This window comes from Diaphorobacter sp. HDW4B (genome assembly GCF_011305535.1).
GTDB lineage: Bacteria > Pseudomonadota > Gammaproteobacteria > Burkholderiales > Burkholderiaceae_C > Diaphorobacter_A.
This window is the reverse complement of record NZ_CP049905.1, coordinates 3,822,898-3,842,411: the sequence shown is the minus strand read 5'-3', so window position 1 is coordinate 3,842,411 and position 19,514 is coordinate 3,822,898. Positions and strand designations below refer to the sequence as shown.

Genomic DNA, 19,514 nt, shown 5'->3' with positions numbered 1-19,514 from the left:
ATGACCCCATACAACTACCCAGATGCCCTGGGCCACTTCGGGCCCTATGGCGGCACCTTCGCCAGCGAAACGCTGACCCACGCGATCAACGAACTGCGTAAGGCCTATGCCAAGTACCAGAACGACCCGGAGTTCCTGCGTGAATTCCGCTACGAACTGGCGCACTTCGTGGGCCGTCCCTCACCCGTCTACCACGCTGCCCGCACCAGCGAGGAAATGGGCGGCGCGCAGATCTATCTGAAGCGCGAAGACCTGAACCACACGGGCGCGCACAAGATCAACAACGTGATCGGCCAGGCCATGCTCGCCAAGCGCATGGGCAAACCGCGCATCATCGCCGAAACCGGCGCAGGTCAGCACGGCGTTGCCACGGCGACGATCTGCGCGCGCTACGGCCTCGAATGCGTGGTCTACATGGGTGCCGAAGACGTCAAACGCCAAAGCCCCAACGTCTACCGCATGAAGCTGCTGGGCGCGACCGTCGTGCCTGTCGAGTCGGGCAGCAAGACGCTCAAGGACGCGCTCAACGAAGCCATGCGCGACTGGGTGGCGAACGTGGACAACACGTTCTACATCATCGGCACCGTGGCCGGTCCGCACCCCTATCCGATGATGGTGCGCGACTTCCAGAGCGTGATCGGCAATGAATGCCTCACGCAGATGCCCGAGATGCTCAAGGACCAGAAGAGCGCCGCCGAGCAGCCCGACGCCGTCGTCGCCTGCGTGGGCGGCGGCAGCAATGCCATGGGCATTTTCTACCCCTACATCCCGCATGAAGAAACGCGTCTGATCGGCGTGGAAGCGGCGGGCGAAGGCCTCGAGAGCGGCAAGCATTCCGCTTCGCTGCAGCGCGGCTCCTCGGGCGTGCTGCACGGCAACCGCACCTACATTCTTCAGGACGAAGACGGCCAGATCACCGAAACGCACAGCATCAGCGCGGGTCTGGACTATCCGGGCGTCGGCCCCGAGCACGCCTGGTTGCAGGAAATCAAACGCGCGCAATACGTCGGCATCACCGACAAGGAAGCGCTCGACGCATTCCACTACCTGTGCCGCACCGAAGGCATCATCCCCGCGCTCGAATCGAGCCACGCCTTTGCCTACGCGATGAAACTCGCCAAGGAAATGCGCAAGGACGAGTCCATTCTCGTGTGCCTGTCCGGCCGCGGCGACAAGGACATCGGCACCGTGGCCGATCTCTCCGGCAGCGATTACTACGACCGCCCCAGCATGCGCGGTCATACCGTCAAGGGAGGTCCTGCAGCATGAGCCGCATCGACACCACATTCGAAAAACTCAAATCCGAAGGCCGCTCGGCCCTGATTCCGTACATCACCGCAGGCTACCCGTTCGCTGCGATCACGCCTTCGCTCATGCACGGCATGGTCGAGGCCGGTGCCGACGTGATCGAACTCGGCGTGCCGTTCTCCGACCCGATGGCCGACGGCCCCGTGATCCAGAAAGCCGGTGACCGCGCAATCGCCAACGGCGTGAACCTCAAGCAGGTGCTCGCCTATGTGCGCGAGTTCCGCCAGCGCAACCAGACCACGCCCGTGGTGCTGATGGGCTACGCCAACCCGGTGGAACGCTACGACCAGAGCCACGGCGTCGACGCCTTCGTCAACGATGCTGCGGAAGCTGGCGTCGATGGCGTGCTGATCGTCGACTACCCGCCCGAAGAAGTGACCGAGTTCGCCGCCAAGCTGCGCGCGAAGAACATCGATCTGATCTTCCTGCTCGCCCCCACCAGCACGCCTGCGCGCATGCAGCAGGTGGCGGATGTGGCCAGCGGCTACGTGTACTACGTGTCGCTCAAGGGCGTGACCGGCTCCGGCGCGCTCGACACCGCAGCCGTCGAAGCCATGCTGCCCAAGATCCGCGAGCACGTGAAGATCCCCGTGGGCGTGGGCTTCGGCATTCGTGATGCGCAGACTGCGGCCACGATCGCCAAGTTCTCCGACGCGGTCATCATCGGCAGCAAGATCATCCAGTTGCTCGAAGATCAGCCCCACGAAAAGATCATTCCCCTGACCGTCGATTTCCTGCGCGGCGTGCGCAAGGCAATGGACGCATAATCCCGCCATCACGCCCGGCTCGCTTTTCTCAAAATGAAATGAGCCGCGGCGCTTGCGTATTGGAAAGGAAACCTATGTCCTGGCTCGAAAAACTGCTGCCTTCCAAGATTCAGCAGACCGACCCCGCTGAACGCCGCCAAATGCCCGAGGGCCTTTGGATCAAGTGCCCCAGCTGCGAATCCGTGCTCTACAAGAACGATCTGGAGCACAACCAGATGGTCTGCCCGACCTGCGGTCACCATCACCGCATCGGCGCGCGCGCCCGTCTGGACGCGTTCCTCGATCCGGAAGGCCGCTACGAGATCGGTCAGGAAGTCCTGCCGGTCGATCCGCTCAAGTTCAAGGACAGCCGCAAGTACCCAGAGCGTCTGAAGGAAGCGCTGGAGCACACCGGCGAGACCGATGCGCTGATCGTCATGGGCGGTGCCGTCAAGAGCATCAACGTGGTCGCTGCCTGTTTCGAGTTCGAATTCATGGGCGGCTCCATGGGCTCCGTGGTCGGCGAGCGCTTTGTGCGCGGCGTCGAAACCGCCATCGAGCAGAAGGTGCCTTTCATCTGCTTCACCGCCACCGGCGGTGCGCGCATGCAGGAAGGCCTGCTGTCGCTCATGCAGATGGCCAAGACCAACGCAGCGCTCACGCGTCTGGCGAAGAAGGGCCTGCCCTACATCAGCGTGCTGACCGACCCGACCATGGGTGGCGTCTCGGCTGGCTTTGCGTTCGTGGGCGACATCGTGATCGCCGAACCCAAGGCCCTGATCGGCTTTGCCGGCCCTCGCGTGATCGAATCCACCGTGCGCGTGAAGCTGCCCGAAGGTTTCCAGCGCGCCGAGTTCCTGCAGACCAAGGGTGCCGTCGACTTCATCTGCGACCGCCGCGAACTGCGCCAGACCATCGCGCAATCGCTGGCCATGCTGCAACGCTTGCCAGCCGATTCCGTTGCCTGATCAGGTGATCTGAAACTCAGTTTTCAGTGCTCACAAAAAAACCGCCAGTCTCCGCAAGGATCTGGCGGTTTTTTCATGGCTGAAAAAAGACGTGAACTCAGGCGATGGCGATGCTCAGCACCGTCGTGCGCAGATGTTTCAGCACGATCAGCAGCACCTGCAAAATCACCATGGCCACCAGCGGCGAGAAATCGAATCCGCCCATGATCGGCACAACCCGACGGATGGGCCTGAGCACCGGCTCGCATAGTCGGTTCAGCGCGCTGCCAATGGACGAATCGGCCTGCACCCATGACAGAACCACGCTCACGAGGAGCATCATCATCATCCCCGACAGAGCAACGCGCACCATGCCGAAAACAGCTTCCAGCGGCGCAAACACGATCAAGGACAGGAAGCCCATGAGCAGCGCCAGAATCAGGTGCTGAACCAGTTGCCCCAGGAATGCACCGATCAGGCAGGACAGATCCCAACGCCCCGCCGATGGCAGGATCTTGCGCAGCGGAATCACCAGCCAGTCCGTCAACACAAACACAAGCTGACCAATCGGATTGGCGAACGGAATGCGCTGCATCTGCATGTACAGCCTGAGCAGGCAAGCGCCAGAGAACAGTCCGCAGACGACGTCCAGCAGCAGGGAAACAATATCTAAGAGCATGGTGATCCAAACTAATTCCGCGTGACGGCCCCAATGGGCTCACGCAACGTGGGATGATAGCGATGCAGATCGCATCTACCCCTCATGTCCCAACAACTGACACTGTCTTCCCTGCCCTTGTTCCCGCTCGGCACGGTTCTTTTTCCCGACGGCGAACTCTCCCTGCGCGTGTTCGAAGTGCGCTATCTCGACATGGTGCGCAAGTGCCATCAGGCGGGCGCGCCCTTCGGTGTCGTGGCGCTTGAAAGCGGCACGGAAGTGCGCAAGGCCGGTGCGCCGCAGGAGCAGCTCCACAACGTCGGCACGCTCGCCAACATCGAAGAGCTGCAAACCCCGCAGGCGGGACTGCTGACGGTGCGCTGCAAAGGCAGCGAACGCTTTCACATCGCCAGCCAGCGCCTGCTCGGCCATGGCCTCTGGGTAGCCGATGTGACCATGATGCCTGCCGACCAGATCGTCGCCGTTCCCGACGAGCTGCAAAGCTGCGCCGACCTGCTGGCCAACGCACTGCAATCGCTGCGTGAGCGCGCGCCCGATTCGTCTGTGATTCAAACCACGCCGACCGCTGCGCAATTGAACGACTGCGCCTGGGTGTCCAACCGTTGGTGCGAACTGCTGCCGATGCCGCTGGAGCTCAAGCAGCGCATGATGTCGCTCGACAATCCGCTCGCGCGTCTGGAGCTGGTCAGCGACATTCTCGAGAAGACCGGAATCTCGCGCTGATTCCGGTTTCTCATTCGTTCACGCCACCATCAAGCCCCGCGCACGCGGTACTCCTGCACATAACCATGCAAGCCCGTGCGCAGCACATTCGGTGAGGGTGCTGGGCCAAGGTCTTCCACCCAGCCCTGCAGACGCTCCAGCTCGTACAGCGACAGCACCACCGCCGTCTGATGCACCACACGCAGTTGTGGATGGCTGGTGGCCGAAGTCGTTTCGTCGTTCGCCAGCCATTCCTCGAACAGCTTTTCGCCGGGGCGCAAGCCCGTGAAGACGATGGGCACTTCCGTCTCGGTGCGGCCCGACAGGCGAATCAGCAGGCGCGCGAGTTCGACGATCTTCACCGGCTCGCCCATGTCGAGCACATAGATCTGCCCCGACTGCCCCAGACGCCCCGACTGCCCCAGACGCCCCGCCTGCACCACAAGCTGCGCGGCTTCGGGAATCGTCATGAAGTAGCGCACGATGTCCGGATGCGTCACCGTCACCGGCCCGCCGCGTGCAATCTGCGACGTGAACAACGGCACGACGGAACCGCTCGAACCCAGCACGTTTCCGAAGCGCACCGCCACGTATTCGGTTGACGGATAACGATCCGCCATGGCCTGCACCACGCGCTCGGCAAGCCGCTTGCTCGCGCCCATGATGCTCGTGGGATTCACGGCCTTGTCGGTGGAGACCAGCACGAAGCGCTGCGCTCCGCACTCGCCCGCCACGCGCGCCACGTTCAGCGTGCCAAGCACGTTGGTGCGCAGCGCCTCGACCTCGTTGCTCTCCTCCATGAGCGGCACATGCTTGTAAGCCGCCGCGTGGAAGATCACCACCGGATGGTGCTTCTGTGCGATCGCCAGCAGGCGCTCATACTCGCGCACATTGGCCGTGTAGTAGTTGCCCAGCATCTCGGGATGCGCGATGCGCAGCTCCTGCTCCAGCGTGTAGATGGCCGCCTCCGACACGTCCACGCACACCAGCCGCGACACGCCAAAACGCGCCACCTGACGGCACAGCTCCGAACCGATGGAGCCACCCGCACCGGTGATCATCACGGTCTGCCCCGACAGCCATTCCGCCAGATCGCCCGCATCGAGCACCACAGGCGTGCGGCCCAGCAGATCCTCCAGATCGACCTGCCGCAGATCGGTGGCGGGCGTGTTGAGCCAGTGGTCCGCCGTCGGCATGGTCAGCAGATTCAGTTGCGAGCCCGACCAGCGCAGCAGCACCTCGCGGCGCAGCGCCGAGCCGGGTGCGCTGGCCAGCAGCACGGAATGCACGCCATGCGCTTCGGCCAGATGGCCCAACTGATTGATCGTGCCCAGCACGCTCACGTTCTGCAGGCTCTGCTTGACGTCCTGCTCGCGCGGCGACACGATGCCGACGACCTGCCAGTCGTGCGATCCCTTGAGGGTGCGCAGCGCCTGATCGGCCTCTTCCAGCGTGCCCGCGATGATGAGCGACGACTGTCCGCCCGCACCACCGCGCGCGTGTCGCTGCTCGGCAATCGAGCGCCAAGTGGCACGCGCGCCCGAGAGCATCGCCAGCACCAGCAGACCAAAGATCGGGAACACCGACCGCGCAAACCCCGGATAACGCAGCACCATCACGCAGGCCACGGTGGCCAGCACGCCAAGCAGCACGCCCCACGCCAGTTGCCGCAGATCGGCCAGACTCACATAACGCCACGCCTGACGCTGCACGCGCGCCACGGCCAAACCGACGACCATGCAGCCGACGGCCCATGGCATGGTGTCCAGCGCCATCGAGCGGTACTCGACCGGCAGCTCAAAATTGAAACGCAGCCAGAACGCAATGCCCCATGCCAGCGCCACCATGACGATGTCTGCCAGCGCGAACAACACCTTGTCGCGACTCCAATGAATTCCATTCACACTCATGATTGCCGCCTCTGCGGACCCACAATTGTCCAAACCGTACGGGCGATGATCGCCAGATCACCTGCCACGCTCTGATGCGCCACATAGTCGAGGTAGTAGCGCTGCTTGATCGGCATGATCTCCTCGACATAGGTGCGCTCGACATCGCTGCTTGCCGCCAGCATGCGCTCCTCGTCACGGAACGCAATCGCCGCGTTGTCGGTGATGCCGGGGCGCACCGACAGAATCCGCTCGCGCGCCACCTGCGGATACTGCGCCATATAGCGCGGCACCTCGGGCCTTGGCCCCACGATGCTCATGTTACCCACCAACACGTCGATCAATTGCGGCAGCTCGTCGAGCTTGCTGCGCCTGAGCAGTCGTCCTACAGCGGTGATGCGCGCATCACCCGCTGCCGTGACCTGCAGGTCCGAACCATCCGTCACCCGCATCGTGCGGAACTTGCGGATGCGAAACGGCTTGCCATGCAGCCCCACGCGTTCCTGCCGGAAAAACACCGGCCCCGGAGAGCTCAGCTTGACCGCCACCGCGCACGCGAGCAGCACCGGCGAAAACACCAGCAGCCCGAGCGACGCGCCCAGCAGATCCATGATGCGTTTGGCGCTCACGCAGTCTCCAGCGCGTTGCGCACCGCCGCCACCACGCGCGCCACATCCGCATCGCTCATGCGCGTGTAGATCGGCAGCGAGGCCGTACGTTCGTAGACCGACTGACTCACCGGAAAGTCCTTGGCATCGAGCTTGCACGACTCGCGCCAGTAGCTTTGCTGGTGAAGCGGAATGTAGTGCACGCTCATGCCGATGCCCTGCTCGAACATGCGGTCGATGAAGCGATCACGGTCCACTCCTTGCGGCACCAGAATCGGATACAGATGCCACGAATGCACATCGCCGTTTTCCGCCTGCGGAGGACGACCGACATTCATCGATGCAAACGCCGCATCGAACTGCCGCGCGATCTCGGCGCGCCGCTGCTGCATGTCGCGCACGCGTTTGAGCTGCACCAGTCCAATCGCCGCGGCAATGTCCGTCATGTTGTATTTGAAGCCCGGCGCGACGATGTCGTAACGCCACGCAGGCACCTTGGAATTGAAGCGCGCAAACGCATCGCGGTCTATGCCATGCAGGCGCATGGTGCGCGCCCGCTTGGCCAGCGCCGCATCGCGCGTGACCAGCATGCCGCCCTCGCCCGTCGTCATGGTCTTGTTGGCGTAGAAGCTGAACACCGTCGCGTCGCTCGCAAGCGTGCCGATCATCTCGCCGCGATGCGTGCAGGGCAGCGCGTGGGCCGCATCCTCGATCACCTTGAGACCATGGCGCTTGGCGATGGCGAGAATGGAAGTCATGTCCGCACTGCGCCCGCCAAAGTGCACCGGAATGATCGCCTTGGTGCGCGCAGTGATGTGTTTTTCGATCTCGCGTGGGTCGATGCACAGGCTGTGTTCCTCGATGTCCACCAGCACCGGATCGGCACCCAGATAACGGATCACCTCGGCGCTTGCGGTGAAGGTGTGCGTGGTGGTGATCACCTCATCGCCGGGTCCGATGCCTGCAGCTTCAAGCGCCAGATGCAGACCTGCGGTCGCCGAATTCACCGCCACGGCTTCAAGCGTTGCATCGCCCAGAAACTCCGCAAACGCCTGCTCGAAACGCTTGGTCTTGGGGCCCGTCGTGAGCCAGCCCGAGCGCAGCGTGTCGACGACTTCGGCGATCTCCTCCTCGCCCACATCGGGCAAGGCAAACGGCAACAGGGTCTGTGGTTCGGTCATCGCAGAATTCTTTTCATCACAAGGGTTTGGCCAACGTGCACAGCACATGCGTGCGCAGCAGCGGAACGGCATTGAGCAACGGATACAGCGCAGGGCTCACTCGGCAAGCGGCGCGTCCCAGCGGCGGCGCCAACGTGACGCGCTGCTTGCGCATGTGCGCTTCGGGAAACAGCTCGCGCACACGTTGGAGCGGCACGGCACGCACATCGGGATTGCGCGGATTGTCGTAGACAAAATCGTGCCAGAGCACCGCTCCGCCGGGCTTGAGCCAATGCCAGACCTGCGCGGCCAATTGCTGCTGCACAGCATCGGAGAGAATCGACGAGAACACGGTGAACAGCACGATCACATCCTGGCTCGCGGCAGGAATCTGCAGAGCCAGCGCATCCTCGTTCCAGATACGGCAAATCGCGGGCAAAACAGCGCGCGCAGCTTCCGCACGTTCTGGCAAAAGCTCAATGCCTTGGAGGCGTTCAGGGTCCACACCAAGCCGCAGCAGATCGAGCAGATTGCCACCGCTTCCACAGCCCACATCCAGCACATCAAGCGCGCTGAAATCGTTGAGCTTCGCATCGGCCAGCATCGACAACATCTTGCGTTGACGCTCCTGCCACGCAGCCAGCGCATACGGATCGCTCAGGCTGTAGCGATTGGCGTCGCGCCCCACATCACGGCGCGCATAGCGATCGCGCACGTTCGCGGCTTCGCGATTGGAGGAGGACGAAGATGAAGAGGAAGTGTCCTTCATCGCGTGAGCGCTCCCCACTGCGGCTGTGGGCCACGACCGAGCAACACATCGCGCCAACCGCACAGCGAGCCCCAACCGTAGCCAAAGTGATACGCCGCAATCACGCCCACCACGCGTGTTGCCATACCCGGCTCCAACTGCGCGCGCATGCCCGACAACGCCAGCGCCAGCAAACATGCATAGGCCGCCACCAACAAACCCAGAGGCCACGCAGAAACGGTGAACGCCAGCACCAGCGCAATCATGAGTGCGATCACGAACGCCGCTGGCACCAGATGCCGCAGCGCCGCAGCCTGCCCATGCTTTTTCATCACGAACGGCTTCCAGTAACCGTATTGCGAATACTGCTTGAACACCTGTGACAGCTTGCCGCGCGGAAAGTAGGTCGAGCGGATCGTCTTGCTCTGCCAGATGCGGCAACCGTTTTTCTTCAAGCGCAGGTTGTGCTCATCGTCCTGATTGCGCACCAGTTGCTCGTCAAAGCCACCCACTTTTTCAAAAGTCGCGCGCGGCCAGCAGCCGAGGTAGACCGTGTCCACTTCGCCTTCATATTCGAGATTGCGCGACAGCGCACCGCCCGCCACCCAAGGCGACTGGAACGCGGCTGCCACGGCCTTCTGCATCAAGGTGCGGCCTTGCGCATGCCAGGCTCCGCCCACGTTGTCCGCACCCGTGCGCGCCAGCGTGTTCACGCATTGCACGAAGTAGTCGCTCGCGTATTCGCTGTGGATGTCGAGCCGCACGATGATCTCGCCACGCGACTGCTCAATGCAGCGATTGAGTCCCGGTGAGACGATGCGCAGCGGATTGTCGATCCAGCGAAAGCGCGCATCCTTCGCACAGAAGTCGCCCAGCAACTCGCGCGTGCCGTCATCGCTTGCGCCATCGGCAATCAGCACCTCGATCTGCCAGCCCTCGGGCAACTGCATGGCCGCCACGTTGCTGCAGAAGGCGACGATGTGCTCGCGCTCATTGCGGCACGGCGCGATCACCGACAGCAGTTGGGCAACAGTGGGCTGCAGCTTCACGCGCCCTCCTTCTTGTCGGAGCAGCGGAAATAGTAGTGGTAGCGATGCATGGGAAACACGCCGCTGTCCACCTTGGCAAAACGCTCGCGCATATGACCGACCAGCGCCGAGCGGCGCGTTTGCCATTCGGATGCGATTTCCCAGAAATGTCCGTCCGTCAAACGCCGACGGCAGGGAATGCGAATGCCCAGCGACAGATCGATGAAGCGGTTGTGAATGCCGAAGCGGCCCATGAAACCCGCCCACGGGAAATGCCCCGGCAGCGAGATGAAGGCCTCGGGTGCAAGGCTGCGGATGGTGTCGAGATTCGGGCCGAACTGATCGAACGGCATGTGCTCCAGCACCTCGCAGCAGGAGACCACATCGAACTGCTCGCCTTTCAGATGCTGCGGCAATTCATGCAGCGGCGCACACACATCGGGCTTGAGTTCGGGGTTGATGTCGGCCGTCACCACTTCGATGCCGGACTGACGCAGAAAGGTCGAGACAAAGCCGTTGCCGATGCCGATCTCCAGCACGCGTTGCGGACGGAAACTGCGAATCTGCCGGATCTGGTACGACATGGAGTACAGATGCTCGGGCGTGAAGTTGCTGTCGTCCGTGTAGTGCGAACGCGAAAGCGTCGCTTCACGCTGCGCGCCCACCTTGCCTTGTCTGCTCATAAAGTCCCGTTTCAACAAACCTCAAGTATCCGCTCGCGCCGCAGCCCATGCCATAACGAGATAGCCCAGATACACCCCAGCGGCGCTGATCGCGTAGGCAACGGCCACACCGATCAATCCGCTGATGGGAAAAACCAACAATACCGACAGCAGCGCACACGCAAACAGCAGGCATTGGCCGACGAGGCTCCAACCCAGCCATCCGCGCCACGGCAGCATGAACGCAAGCGGACTCGCCACCAGCCGAATCACGCCTAGCGGCAGCAGCCACATCACCATCTGCACCAGCACCGCACCCTGCGACGGAAACACCAGCGGCAGCAGCAAAGGCACGCACACCGCGGCCAACGCATGCGCTGCCAACGACAGCCCCGCCATGCGCCTGATCGCCTGCCGCAGCAGGCCCATCAAATCAGCATTCGAGCTCAACGCCACCACGCGCGAACGCAATCGATCCGCGAGCGCCAGACCGAACAGGCTGGTCGGCAGCATCGCAATGCGCAGCGCCAGCGCGGCCGTGCCCGCAGCGGCATCTCCGCCCAACGCGCCAATCAACAGCACCTGTCCGTGATTGGCACTCACGTTCAGCAGAAAACCCGGCAGTTCGGCCCGCACAAACGGCAGATGAAAAGCGGCGAGCTTTTGCGTGTCCGTCTTTCGCACGGCCACCCCTGAATTGTTCGCCAAAGCCAAAAGCCGTGCCGCCATCCAGCCCATCCACGCGGCCAGCGGAATAGACCATTCGATGCCGTCCTGCCAACCCAGCGCCCAAGCCAGCAGCAGAACCACCACCATGATGATGGCCGGGCCACTGCGCAGCGCCGCCGCGCGCACCACATCACCGCTGCGTGCCATGCCGGACGCCAGCACCAGCGTGCCCGCCTGCGGCCCAAGCGCCAGCGTGCTGGCCCACAGCCAGAGCGGCACGGGCACCCATTGATGCACCACCGCCAGCGCCACCAGCAGCAACGCGCAGATCACCCACGCGCTGCGCTGCGCCAATGCAAAAAGCGAAGCCGCGCGTCGCTGCCTGCGCTCAAGCTGCCCAGCGTACTCCAGCCGAAAAGTGATCGCCGCCGACAGCATGGCCGACAGCGCCAGTCCCTGCCCGAACGCGCCAAAACGCTCTGCCCCAGCCCACCACGACACCCACCAGGCGCATGCGAAAAACGAGCCGTGCTGCGCCAGCGTCCAGAGCGCGGCCCCGCCCACGCTGCGTGCCCAATGCGGGCTGGCAGCATGATTCGCGGAGTCGGCCGGAGCGCTCGCCATCGCGTTCAGGCCGTGCGTCGGCCCACGCCCTGGTATTGAAAGCCAAGGCGCTTCATGTCTGCGGGCTCGAACAGATTGCGGCCATCGAAGATCACCGGCTTCTTGAGCAGCTTCTTCAGCGCCGCAAAGTCCGGACTGCGATAGACCTTCCATTCGGTCGCAATCAGCAGCGCATCCGCGCCCTTGGCCGCTTCCATCGGGTTCGTGACGAACGCGATGTCCGCCTGCAACCGCGCCACGTTTTCGCCAGGCATGAGCTGCGCGAGCGACTGCACTTGTGGATCATGCGCCTGCACCTTGGCACCAGCCGCGATCAGTTTGCGCACGATGTGGCGGCTGGGCGCTTCACGCACGTCGTCGGTCGCGGGCTTGAAGGTCAATCCCCAGACCGCAATCGTGCGGCCCTTGAGCGAGCCGCCGAAATGCGCGATCACACGATCGACAAAGCGCTCCTTCTGCCCTTCGTTGACGGCGCGCACCGCCTCGACCACGCGCATGCGCTCACCGGCCTCGCGGGCGGTGTGGCAGATGGCGGCCACGTCCTTGGGAAAACACGATCCGCCGTAGCCCAGCCCCGCGTAGATGAAGTCGTAGCCGATGCGGCGATCCGAGCCAATGCCCTTGCGCACCTGTTCGATGTCGGCACCCAGCGCATCGGCCAGATTCGCCATGTCGTTCATGAAACTGATCTTGGTGGCCAGCAGCGCGTTGGCCGCGTACTTGGTCAGTTCTGCGCTTTTCACGTCCATGACGATCAGGCGCTCGCGATTGCGGTTGAACGGCGCGTAGGCCTGGCGCAGCAGCGTCTCGGCCTTGCGGCCCGCCGCGTCGTCGCTCACGCCGATCACCACACGGTCCGGGCGCATGAAGTCTTCGACAGCCGCGCCTTCCTTCAAGAATTCGGGATTGGAGACCACGGCGAAGTCCGGCGCTTTCTTGGCCAGATCGGTGCGCTTTTTCAGCGCTCGCGCAATGGTTTCCCGTACCTTGTCGGCCGTACCCACAGGCACGGTGGATTTGTCCACCACCACCAGAAAGCGCGACAGATGCGCGCCGATCTGCTCGGCCACGGCCAGCACCTGGCTGGTGTCGGCGCTCGAATCGCCCTTGGGCGGCGTGCCCACGGCGATGAAAAGGGCATCCGCATGGCGAACTCCAGCCTTCATCTCGGTGGTGAAGACCAGACGCCCGGCCGCCAGATTCTTGGCAATCAGCTCGGACAGACCCGGCTCGAAGATCGGGACTTCGGCATTTTTCAGGCGCTCGACACGCGCCGTATCACGCTCCACGCAGAGTACCTGATTGCCCAGTTCCGCAAAGCATGCCGCCGACACGAGGCCTACGTAGCCCGCGCCAACAATGGTGATTTTCATAAACTTCTGCTCGCAACAATGGAAGTCGAAAGCCCTTGCCAGCCCGTTTTGCGCGCTTGGACTTAAAATTGAGGGTTTTCCAGCGCACGTCGCCCCGGCAACGGAGCTTTGACTGCCGCTATTGTCACCCTTCCGGGCAACCACCGAATTCTTTATGTCATCCGATCAGCCTACGAACACTCCTGCAGTACCCGTTGACGAGAACAAGCTCGTCGCAGAGCGCCGTGAAAAACTCAAGGTGCTGCGTGAAGCGCAGGCGGCTGGCAAAGGCGTGGCATTCCCCAACGACTTCAAGCCATCCCACCGAGCAGGCGCTCTGGCCGCCACCTACGGCGAAACCGAGGCCGAAGCGCTCGAAGCGCAAAACATCACCGTCAGCGTGGGCGGCCGCATGATGCTCAAGCGCGTGATGGGCAAGGCCAGCTTCGCCACCGTGCAGGACGCCACCGGCCGCATCCAGCTCTACGTGACGCGCGACGCCGTGGGCGAAGAACTCTACGCCGACTTCAAGAAGTGGGATCTGGGCGACATCATCGGCGCCGAAGGCACGCTCATGAAGACCAAGGCGGGCGAGCTGTCCGTGAAGGTCACCAAGATCCGCATGCTCACCAAGAGCCTGCGCCCCATGCCCGACAAGTTCCACGGCGTGGCCGATCAGGAAGTGAAGTACCGCCAGCGTTACGTCGATCTGATGACCGACGAGGACGCACGCAAGCGCTTCATCGCGCGCAGCAATGCGGTCTCCGGCCTCCGCAACTTCATGGTCAAGAACGGCTTCCTCGAAGTCGAGACGCCGATGCTGCACCCGATTCCCGGCGGCGCGAACGCCAAGCCGTTCGTCACGCACCACAACGCGCTCGACCAAGAGATGTACCTGCGCATCGCGCCCGAGCTGTACCTCAAGCGCCTGATCGTCGGCGGTTTCGAGCGCGTGTTCGAGATCAACCGCAACTTCCGCAACGAAGGCATTTCGGTTCGCCACAACCCCGAATTCACGATGATGGAGTTCTACGCGGCGTACTGGAACTACCAGGACATCATGGACTACACCGAAGCCATCGTGCGCGATGCGGCCCAGAACGCACGCGGCTCGCTGACGTTCGAATACGGCGGCAAGCCAGTCGATCTGTCCAAGCCCTTCGAGCGCCTGACCATCCCCGAAGCCATCGTCAAATTCACCGATGCCGGTGACAACGTGACCAGCAAGGACTGGCTGATCAACGCGCTCAAGAAGCTCGGTCTGAACGAGGAAAAGAACAAGCTGTCCACCCGCACCCTCGCCGGTCTGCAGGTGCTGTACTTTGAAGAAGTGGTGGAAGAAAAGCTCTGGCAGCCGACCTTCATCATGGAACACCCGACCGAAATCTCGCCGCTGGCCCGCGCCAACGATGATCGCCCCGAGGTGACCGAGCGCTTCGAGCTCTACATCACCGGCCGCGAGTTCGGCAACGGCTTCTCGGAGCTGAACGACGCCGAAGACCAGGCCGCGCGCTTCAACGCACAGGTCGATGCCAAGGACAGCGGCGACGACGAAGCCATGTACTTCGACCACGACTTCGTGCGTGCGCTCGAATACGGCATGCCTCCCACCGGCGGCTGCGGCATCGGCATCGACCGCCTGATGATGCTGCTGACCGACAGCCCCAGCATCCGCGACATCATCCTGTTCCCCGCCCTGCGCCGCGAACAGTAAAACCACCGTAAAGCAACCAGTAACAAAACTGGGCAGAGCCGGTTACACTGGTTCTCCGACGTTCGCAAACGTTCACATCGCCGATGACTGCCACGCCCCCCATGGGGCAACGCAGCCTCGGTGCCATGCCAACGCCTGCGCGAATCCCGCCGCGAGAACCCATGAGCCAGCTACTCAACGAACCCAGTTTGAGCACAGCCCAGTCGTCTTCCTCTGCCGATCGCCCCTTCTCGGTGCTGTTGGTGGAGGACCTTGCGTCCGTTCGCGCCCAACTGGCGAACGAGCTGCGCCGAGCGGGCGTCTCCGAAGTGCTCGAAGCCTCCGACGCCGAACCCGCCCTGCGGCTGTTCAAGCTGCGCCGCCCGGACATGGTGCTGCTCGACATCCGCCTGCCCGGCGCGCATGACGGCTACTGGGTTGCCCAGCGCATGCGCGAGCTGGAGCCCGGCGGCTGGACACCGATCATCTTTCTCTCGGGCCTCGATGGCGATCTCGACGTCTGGCGCGGCATCGAGTCGGGCGGCGACGACTACCTCGTCAAACCCGTCAAACCGATTGTTCTGGCCGCCAAGCTGCGCGCCATGCGCCGCCTGCACGAAATGCGCCGCCGCCTCGTCACGCTGACCGACGAACTGCACGTGGCCAATCAGCGCCTGAACGAAATGGTGGAGATGGACCCGCTCACGGGTCTGGTCAACCGGCGCGGTTTCGACCGCATCCTGCACACCGAGATCACGGCCGCCCGCCGCGACCACGCACCGCTCACGCTGATGCTGTGCGATCTGGACCACTTCAAGCGCTACAACGACACCGCAGGCCACGTCAAAGGCGATGCCGCCCTGCGCGAAGTCGCCCGCGTGCTGCGCGAAGTCTGCGTGCGCCCGCGCGACGTGGCATCGCGCTACGGCGGCGAAGAATTTGCGCTCATCCTGCCCAACACCCCCAGAGCCGGAGCGATGACCTTTGCCCGCGCGCTCGGCGGGCTGCTCAAGGCGCGCGACATTGCGCACCCCGACTCGCCCATCGGGCCAGTATTGACCCTGTCGGGCGGCATCACGACCTGCGTGCCGGACGACACCACGAGCGCGATCACGATGGTGATGCGGGCCGACGAAGCCCTCTACGCCGCCAAAGCCCAAGGCCGAGATCGTTTCTTCAGCTTCGAAATGCAGATGGACACCATTGAGCAGCGAAAGCGCTGAGCTTTCGTTGTTCGGGTTGCTTCAGTCGCGTGACGAATTGGCGACTTCGCTTGTTTTGAGAGTTTTCGTTTTGGGGTGACGATATAGGCCCTCATGCTTTGTTGCAAAGCCTTGCCGTATGACCATACTGTCTGCGGCTTTGCGTCGCGCCTGAGGGCCTATCTCGTCATTGGGGTTGACGGTTCAAACACTCTGCACGCTGCGTAGCTTGATGTTTGAATTCCGGAATTCTTGGAGCGGGCTTAAGCAAAATTAGGGGTATCTACTCCACCACCACAACGACGAGACAGCCCTTATGACGCGACGCGCGGGCGCAGACAGTATGTTCATACGGCAAGGCCGCGCAACAAAGTCAGAAGGGCTATATCGGCGTCTTCAAAAGAAGTACCAATCGAAGCCGCAAGGCTTCGTACCCCCCAGAAGAAATCACACACAAAAATGGTATGGTCCGGTTTTGAATTTGCTTTGAGACTTAGTACCTGACATGGCCCTTCGCTGGAGAACTTACCTGCCCGACTGGACGCAGGACTCGCTGGATCTGATCATCCCCGGCTTTCAAATCATCCTGATCATTGCAGGAGCCGTCCTCCTGCACACCATGTTCAAGCGGGTCATGAAGCGTGCGGGCGAGCACTACCAGTTCCCGCACGAGCTGACGATGCCGGTCACCGTGGTGGTGCGCTGGCTCATCATCATCAGCGCATTGCTGTTCGTGCTGGAGCGTCTGGGCGTGTCGGCCTCCGTGCTCTGGACGGCGTTCACCGGCTTTGCCACCGTGGGCGCGGTCGCGTTCTTTGCGGCGTGGAGCGTGCTCTCGAATCTGTTCTGCGCGTTTCTGATCTTCGTGGTCGGCCCGTTCCGCGTGGGCGATCACATCGAGGTACTGGACACCGCCGAAAAGCTCGGTGCGGTCGGCAAGGTGGTGGACATCAACCTGCTCTACACCACGCTCGAAGACTCCACCGCGCCCGAGCCCGGCACGCTGCTGCAGATTCCCAATGCGTTGATCTTTCAGCGCGTGGTGCGCCGCTGGCCTGAAGGCAAGCCGCTGCCGCAGAACAAGCTGCACCAGCCGCCTGCGCCCGCTGCGTCAGCCAACGGTTCGGAACCTACGCCTGCGCCCAAAGCGGCAACATTTCCCTGAAGGTGTCAGTGAACCCTCATGCTGGCAACCGGTTGAGCGGTCCATGCCCTTCATAACTGCGCTGCCACAGCGTCATGCGTGAAGTGTTTTCCACGAACATCTGCAAATGCAGCAACGGGTTGCTGCTGTCGAAGATGATGTCCGGTGCCGGTTTGCGGTTCTCACGCACATCGTCTGCCAGCGAATCCAGCGCGTAGCACTGCACGGCATTGACCAGCGCCTGCGATGCACTGGCGGGCTGCATGCGGCTGTTGAGGAGCAACTCCGGCTCGAACAGCTTTTCCTCATGCATCCAGAACCAGACGCCCTCGCCCGGTTTGCCCGGCTGCGCGCGAACCTCGTTGGTATCCAGTCGCCCATTGCCGGGCTCACCCGCCGTCACGCCTTGAGGGTCCCACGCCAGCGCGCCCATGCCATCACCCACTTCGAAAAACACCGCCACGCTGCGCGAGTAACGCTCCTGCACGCGCTTGGACAACTTGTCGAACGGGTCGCCCCACTGCTTGATATCTTCACTCAGCATGCCCAGATTCTTGGGAGTCGTGAAATAGCAGTCCCCCAAGGTGACCGTATTTCGCAGCAGCGCATGCACGGGCTGCGGCAGCTTGAGTTTGTTCTTGCTCTCGAAGGCCGCAATCTGTGCAGCAGCGCTCGCGGGTTGCGGCTTCATCTTGATCAGGTCCGCGCCTTTGTAGTCCATGCCGCCCGTCTGCTTGATCAACTGATCCATTTGCGCAATCAGCTTGTCAAGGCGTTGATCGAACTCCAGCGACTCGTCATACAGCCCGCTGGTGAATGCACCCACATCGAAGACGCTCATGGTGCGCTTGAACGTGCGGCTCTTGCCTTTTGCCGATGTCAATCGCGCCTCGAACGCCAGCTTGGTCGCACCTTTGGGCCATTGGAACTTCAAGGCAGGATCGCGCCGCATGATACCGGGCGAGTCACGAAACTGGAGCTTTCCAAGCGGTTTGCCATCGGCAAGAAAGCTCGCCTCAAGTTCATCGCCCTTGTCCAACCATGGATGGATTGCCACCCAACCGGCGCCTTCAAGCGCAACGTTGGGCGCGGGAGAAACCGCATCCGCCGCCCAAGCCGCTGGTGGCACCAGATGCGCCAATGCCGAAGCGCCCAACCACTTTCCACCTCGAAGGATTGCCACTCTGCGATGCATGAACGCTTCCCGTTGTCGTGATGAAGCGCATGTTATCCGCACTCGCAAATTCAGGTCGAATGCGACAAGCTTCGCTCAACGATCACCGAAGCAGATGCCGATGTCGCGCGCCGTGGTGACAAGGTCGTGATCCAGCGGCACCGTGCGCTGCGTGTTGGCCACATCGCCCAGCGCCACGCTGCCGATCTCGCCGTGCTGCAAGGTGACCATGCGCCCCCACTCGCGCGCCAGCACCAGTTGCGCGGCGCGGTGACCAAAGCGGGTGGCAAGCACGCGATCGAACGGAGTCGGATCTCCGCCGCGCTGCAAGTGGCCGAGCACCGTGGCACGCACTTCGCTTTTCAGATGCGGTTGCAAGCGCTCGCGCAGCACATGCGCCACGCCGCCCAGACGCACGGGGTCGGGACTGCCCTCCACGTGCTCGCGCACCGTGAGGCTGGCACCGCTTTCCTTCGCCCCTTCGCCAATGCAGATGATGGTGTAGCGCTGACGCTGCTCGCGCTCGCGGCAGCGGTCGACGATGGCTTGCAGGTCGTAGTCGATCTCGGGCAGCACAATGATGTCGGCAGCGCCTGCGATGCCCGCCTCCAATGCAATCCATCCGGCATGCCGCCCCATGGTCTCGACGATCATCACGCGGTGGTGGCTGAAGGCCGTGCTTTCGATGCGATGCAGCGCATCCGTCACCGTCGCCACCGCCGTGTCGAAACCAAAGCTGCGCTCGCAATGTGCGATGTCGTTGTCGATGGTCTTGGGCACGCCCACGCATTGCAGGCCCACGCTCTCCAGGCCATGCGCAAGCGACATGGTGCCGTCGCCGCCGATGACGACCAGCACATCGAGACCCAGTGCCTTCACGTTGCGCGCGACCAGCTCCTTGGTGGCCGCGTCACGCAGTGGATTGGCGCTGTTGCTGGTGCCCAGAATCGTGCCGCCGCGATGCAGAATGCCCGAGACCTGATCCCACGAAAGCGCCTGCACGCGCGGCGTTGCTTCCATCAGGCCCTGAAAGCCATCCTCGATGCCAAGCACCTCGCACTGCCCCTGGCCGATCAGCGACTTGGTCACCGCGCGGATCACCGCATTCAGCCCCGGACAATCTCCACCACCCGTCAAAACCCCAACGCGCATCGCGATGCTCTCCATGGTTCATTCAAA

At 62.8% G+C, this 19,514-nt stretch carries 18 protein-coding genes; 7 read left to right on the top strand and 11 right to left on the bottom strand.

The annotated features are described in order from the left end of the window. The 3 genes from trpB (at window position 1) to accD (ending at window position 3,022) form a co-directional block, all read left to right on the top strand. Window positions 1-1,269 (top strand): tryptophan synthase subunit beta, encoded by a 1,269-nt coding sequence (gene trpB, locus G7048_RS17490; protein ID WP_166069365.1) that lies wholly within the window; start codon window positions 1-3, stop codon window positions 1,267-1,269. After that, window positions 1,266-2,075: a tryptophan synthase subunit alpha gene (gene trpA, locus G7048_RS17485; RefSeq protein ID WP_166069364.1), complete on the top strand. Its 810-nt coding sequence runs from the start codon at window positions 1,266-1,268 to the stop codon at window positions 2,073-2,075. Before trpB ends, trpA begins: the two co-directional genes overlap by 4 nt. A gap of 74 nt (window positions 2,076-2,149) precedes the next feature. Continuing rightward, complete coding sequence (accD, locus tag G7048_RS17480) at window positions 2,150-3,022, top strand: acetyl-CoA carboxylase, carboxyltransferase subunit beta (protein ID WP_166069363.1); 873 nt, start codon at window positions 2,150-2,152, stop codon at window positions 3,020-3,022. A 97-nt stretch (window positions 3,023-3,119) separates the two neighbouring features. Here the strand turns inward: accD and G7048_RS17475 are convergent, their stop codons facing one another. Further along, window positions 3,120-3,680: a YggT family protein gene (locus tag G7048_RS17475; RefSeq protein ID WP_166069362.1), complete on the bottom strand. Its 561-nt coding sequence runs from the start codon at window positions 3,678-3,680 to the stop codon at window positions 3,120-3,122. A gap of 84 nt (window positions 3,681-3,764) precedes the next feature. On the opposite strand from G7048_RS17475, the gene G7048_RS17470 reads away from it, so the two are divergent. Beyond that, window positions 3,765-4,403 carry an LON peptidase substrate-binding domain-containing protein gene (locus tag G7048_RS17470; protein WP_166069361.1) on the top strand — a complete coding sequence of 213 codons (639 nt, stop codon included), beginning with the start codon at window positions 3,765-3,767 and terminating at the stop codon, window positions 4,401-4,403. Window positions 4,404-4,432: 29 nt separating this feature from the next. Here the strand turns inward: G7048_RS17470 and G7048_RS17465 are convergent, their stop codons facing one another. Genes G7048_RS17465 through G7048_RS17430 form a run of 8 tightly spaced genes read right to left on the bottom strand, consistent with a single transcriptional unit; the run spans window position 4,433 to window position 13,143 of the window. Further along, window positions 4,433-6,292: a nucleoside-diphosphate sugar epimerase/dehydratase gene (locus G7048_RS17465; protein ID WP_166069360.1), complete on the bottom strand. Its 1,860-nt coding sequence runs from the start codon at window positions 6,290-6,292 to the stop codon at window positions 4,433-4,435. Further along, on the bottom strand, window positions 6,289-6,900 hold the full coding sequence (locus G7048_RS17460) for a sugar transferase (protein ID WP_305793254.1): 612 nt from the start codon (window positions 6,898-6,900) through the stop codon (window positions 6,289-6,291). The genes G7048_RS17465 and G7048_RS17460 overlap by 4 nt, the downstream gene beginning before the upstream one ends. Continuing rightward, complete coding sequence (locus G7048_RS17455; protein WP_166069359.1) at window positions 6,897-8,060, bottom strand: DegT/DnrJ/EryC1/StrS aminotransferase family protein; 1,164 nt, start codon at window positions 8,058-8,060, stop codon at window positions 6,897-6,899. Before G7048_RS17455 ends, G7048_RS17460 begins: the two co-directional genes overlap by 4 nt. 16 nt (window positions 8,061-8,076) lie before the next feature. After that, entirely contained in the window at window positions 8,077-8,808 is a 732-nt protein-coding gene (locus G7048_RS17450; RefSeq protein ID WP_166069358.1) for a class I SAM-dependent methyltransferase, read from the bottom strand. Further along, window positions 8,805-9,836, bottom strand: a complete 1,032-nt coding sequence (locus tag G7048_RS17445; RefSeq protein ID WP_371747556.1) for a glycosyltransferase family 2 protein — start codon at window positions 9,834-9,836, stop codon at window positions 8,805-8,807. Before G7048_RS17445 ends, G7048_RS17450 begins: the two co-directional genes overlap by 4 nt. Continuing rightward, the gene (locus tag G7048_RS28515; RefSeq protein ID WP_166069357.1) at window positions 9,833-10,498 is read right to left on the bottom strand and encodes a bifunctional 2-polyprenyl-6-hydroxyphenol methylase/3-demethylubiquinol 3-O-methyltransferase UbiG; all 666 of its coding nucleotides are present in this window, start codon (window positions 10,496-10,498) and stop codon (window positions 9,833-9,835) included. Before G7048_RS28515 ends, G7048_RS17445 begins: the two co-directional genes overlap by 4 nt. 21 nt (window positions 10,499-10,519) lie before the next feature. After that, window positions 10,520-11,770 (bottom strand): hypothetical protein, encoded by a 1,251-nt coding sequence (locus G7048_RS17435; RefSeq protein WP_166069356.1) that lies wholly within the window; start codon window positions 11,768-11,770, stop codon window positions 10,520-10,522. Between the two features lie 5 nt (window positions 11,771-11,775). Further along, entirely contained in the window at window positions 11,776-13,143 is a 1,368-nt protein-coding gene (locus tag G7048_RS17430) for a UDP-glucose/GDP-mannose dehydrogenase family protein (RefSeq protein WP_166069355.1), read from the bottom strand. Window positions 13,144-13,297: 154 nt separating this feature from the next. On the opposite strand from G7048_RS17430, the gene lysS reads away from it, so the two are divergent. The 3 genes from lysS to G7048_RS17415 all read left to right on the top strand — a co-directional run bounded on the left by lysS (window position 13,298) and on the right by G7048_RS17415 (window position 17,182). Beyond that, a complete protein-coding gene (gene lysS, locus G7048_RS17425) occupies window positions 13,298-14,836 on the top strand; it encodes a lysine--tRNA ligase (protein WP_166069354.1) in 1,539 nt (512 codons plus the stop codon). A 161-nt stretch (window positions 14,837-14,997) separates the two neighbouring features. After that, window positions 14,998-16,038: a diguanylate cyclase domain-containing protein gene (locus tag G7048_RS17420; protein ID WP_166069353.1), complete on the top strand. Its 1,041-nt coding sequence runs from the start codon at window positions 14,998-15,000 to the stop codon at window positions 16,036-16,038. 484 nt (window positions 16,039-16,522) lie between these two features. Continuing rightward, entirely contained in the window at window positions 16,523-17,182 is a 660-nt protein-coding gene (locus tag G7048_RS17415; protein WP_166069352.1) for a mechanosensitive ion channel family protein, read from the top strand. A 16-nt stretch (window positions 17,183-17,198) separates the two neighbouring features. On the opposite strand, the gene G7048_RS17410 is transcribed toward G7048_RS17415, so the two are convergent. After that, complete coding sequence (locus G7048_RS17410) at window positions 17,199-18,344, bottom strand: hypothetical protein (RefSeq protein ID WP_166069351.1); 1,146 nt, start codon at window positions 18,342-18,344, stop codon at window positions 17,199-17,201. An 87-nt stretch (window positions 18,345-18,431) separates the two neighbouring features. Continuing rightward, a complete protein-coding gene (locus G7048_RS17405) occupies window positions 18,432-19,487 on the bottom strand; it encodes a 6-phosphofructokinase (protein ID WP_166071032.1) in 1,056 nt (351 codons plus the stop codon). Window positions 19,488-19,514 lie beyond the last annotated feature (27 nt).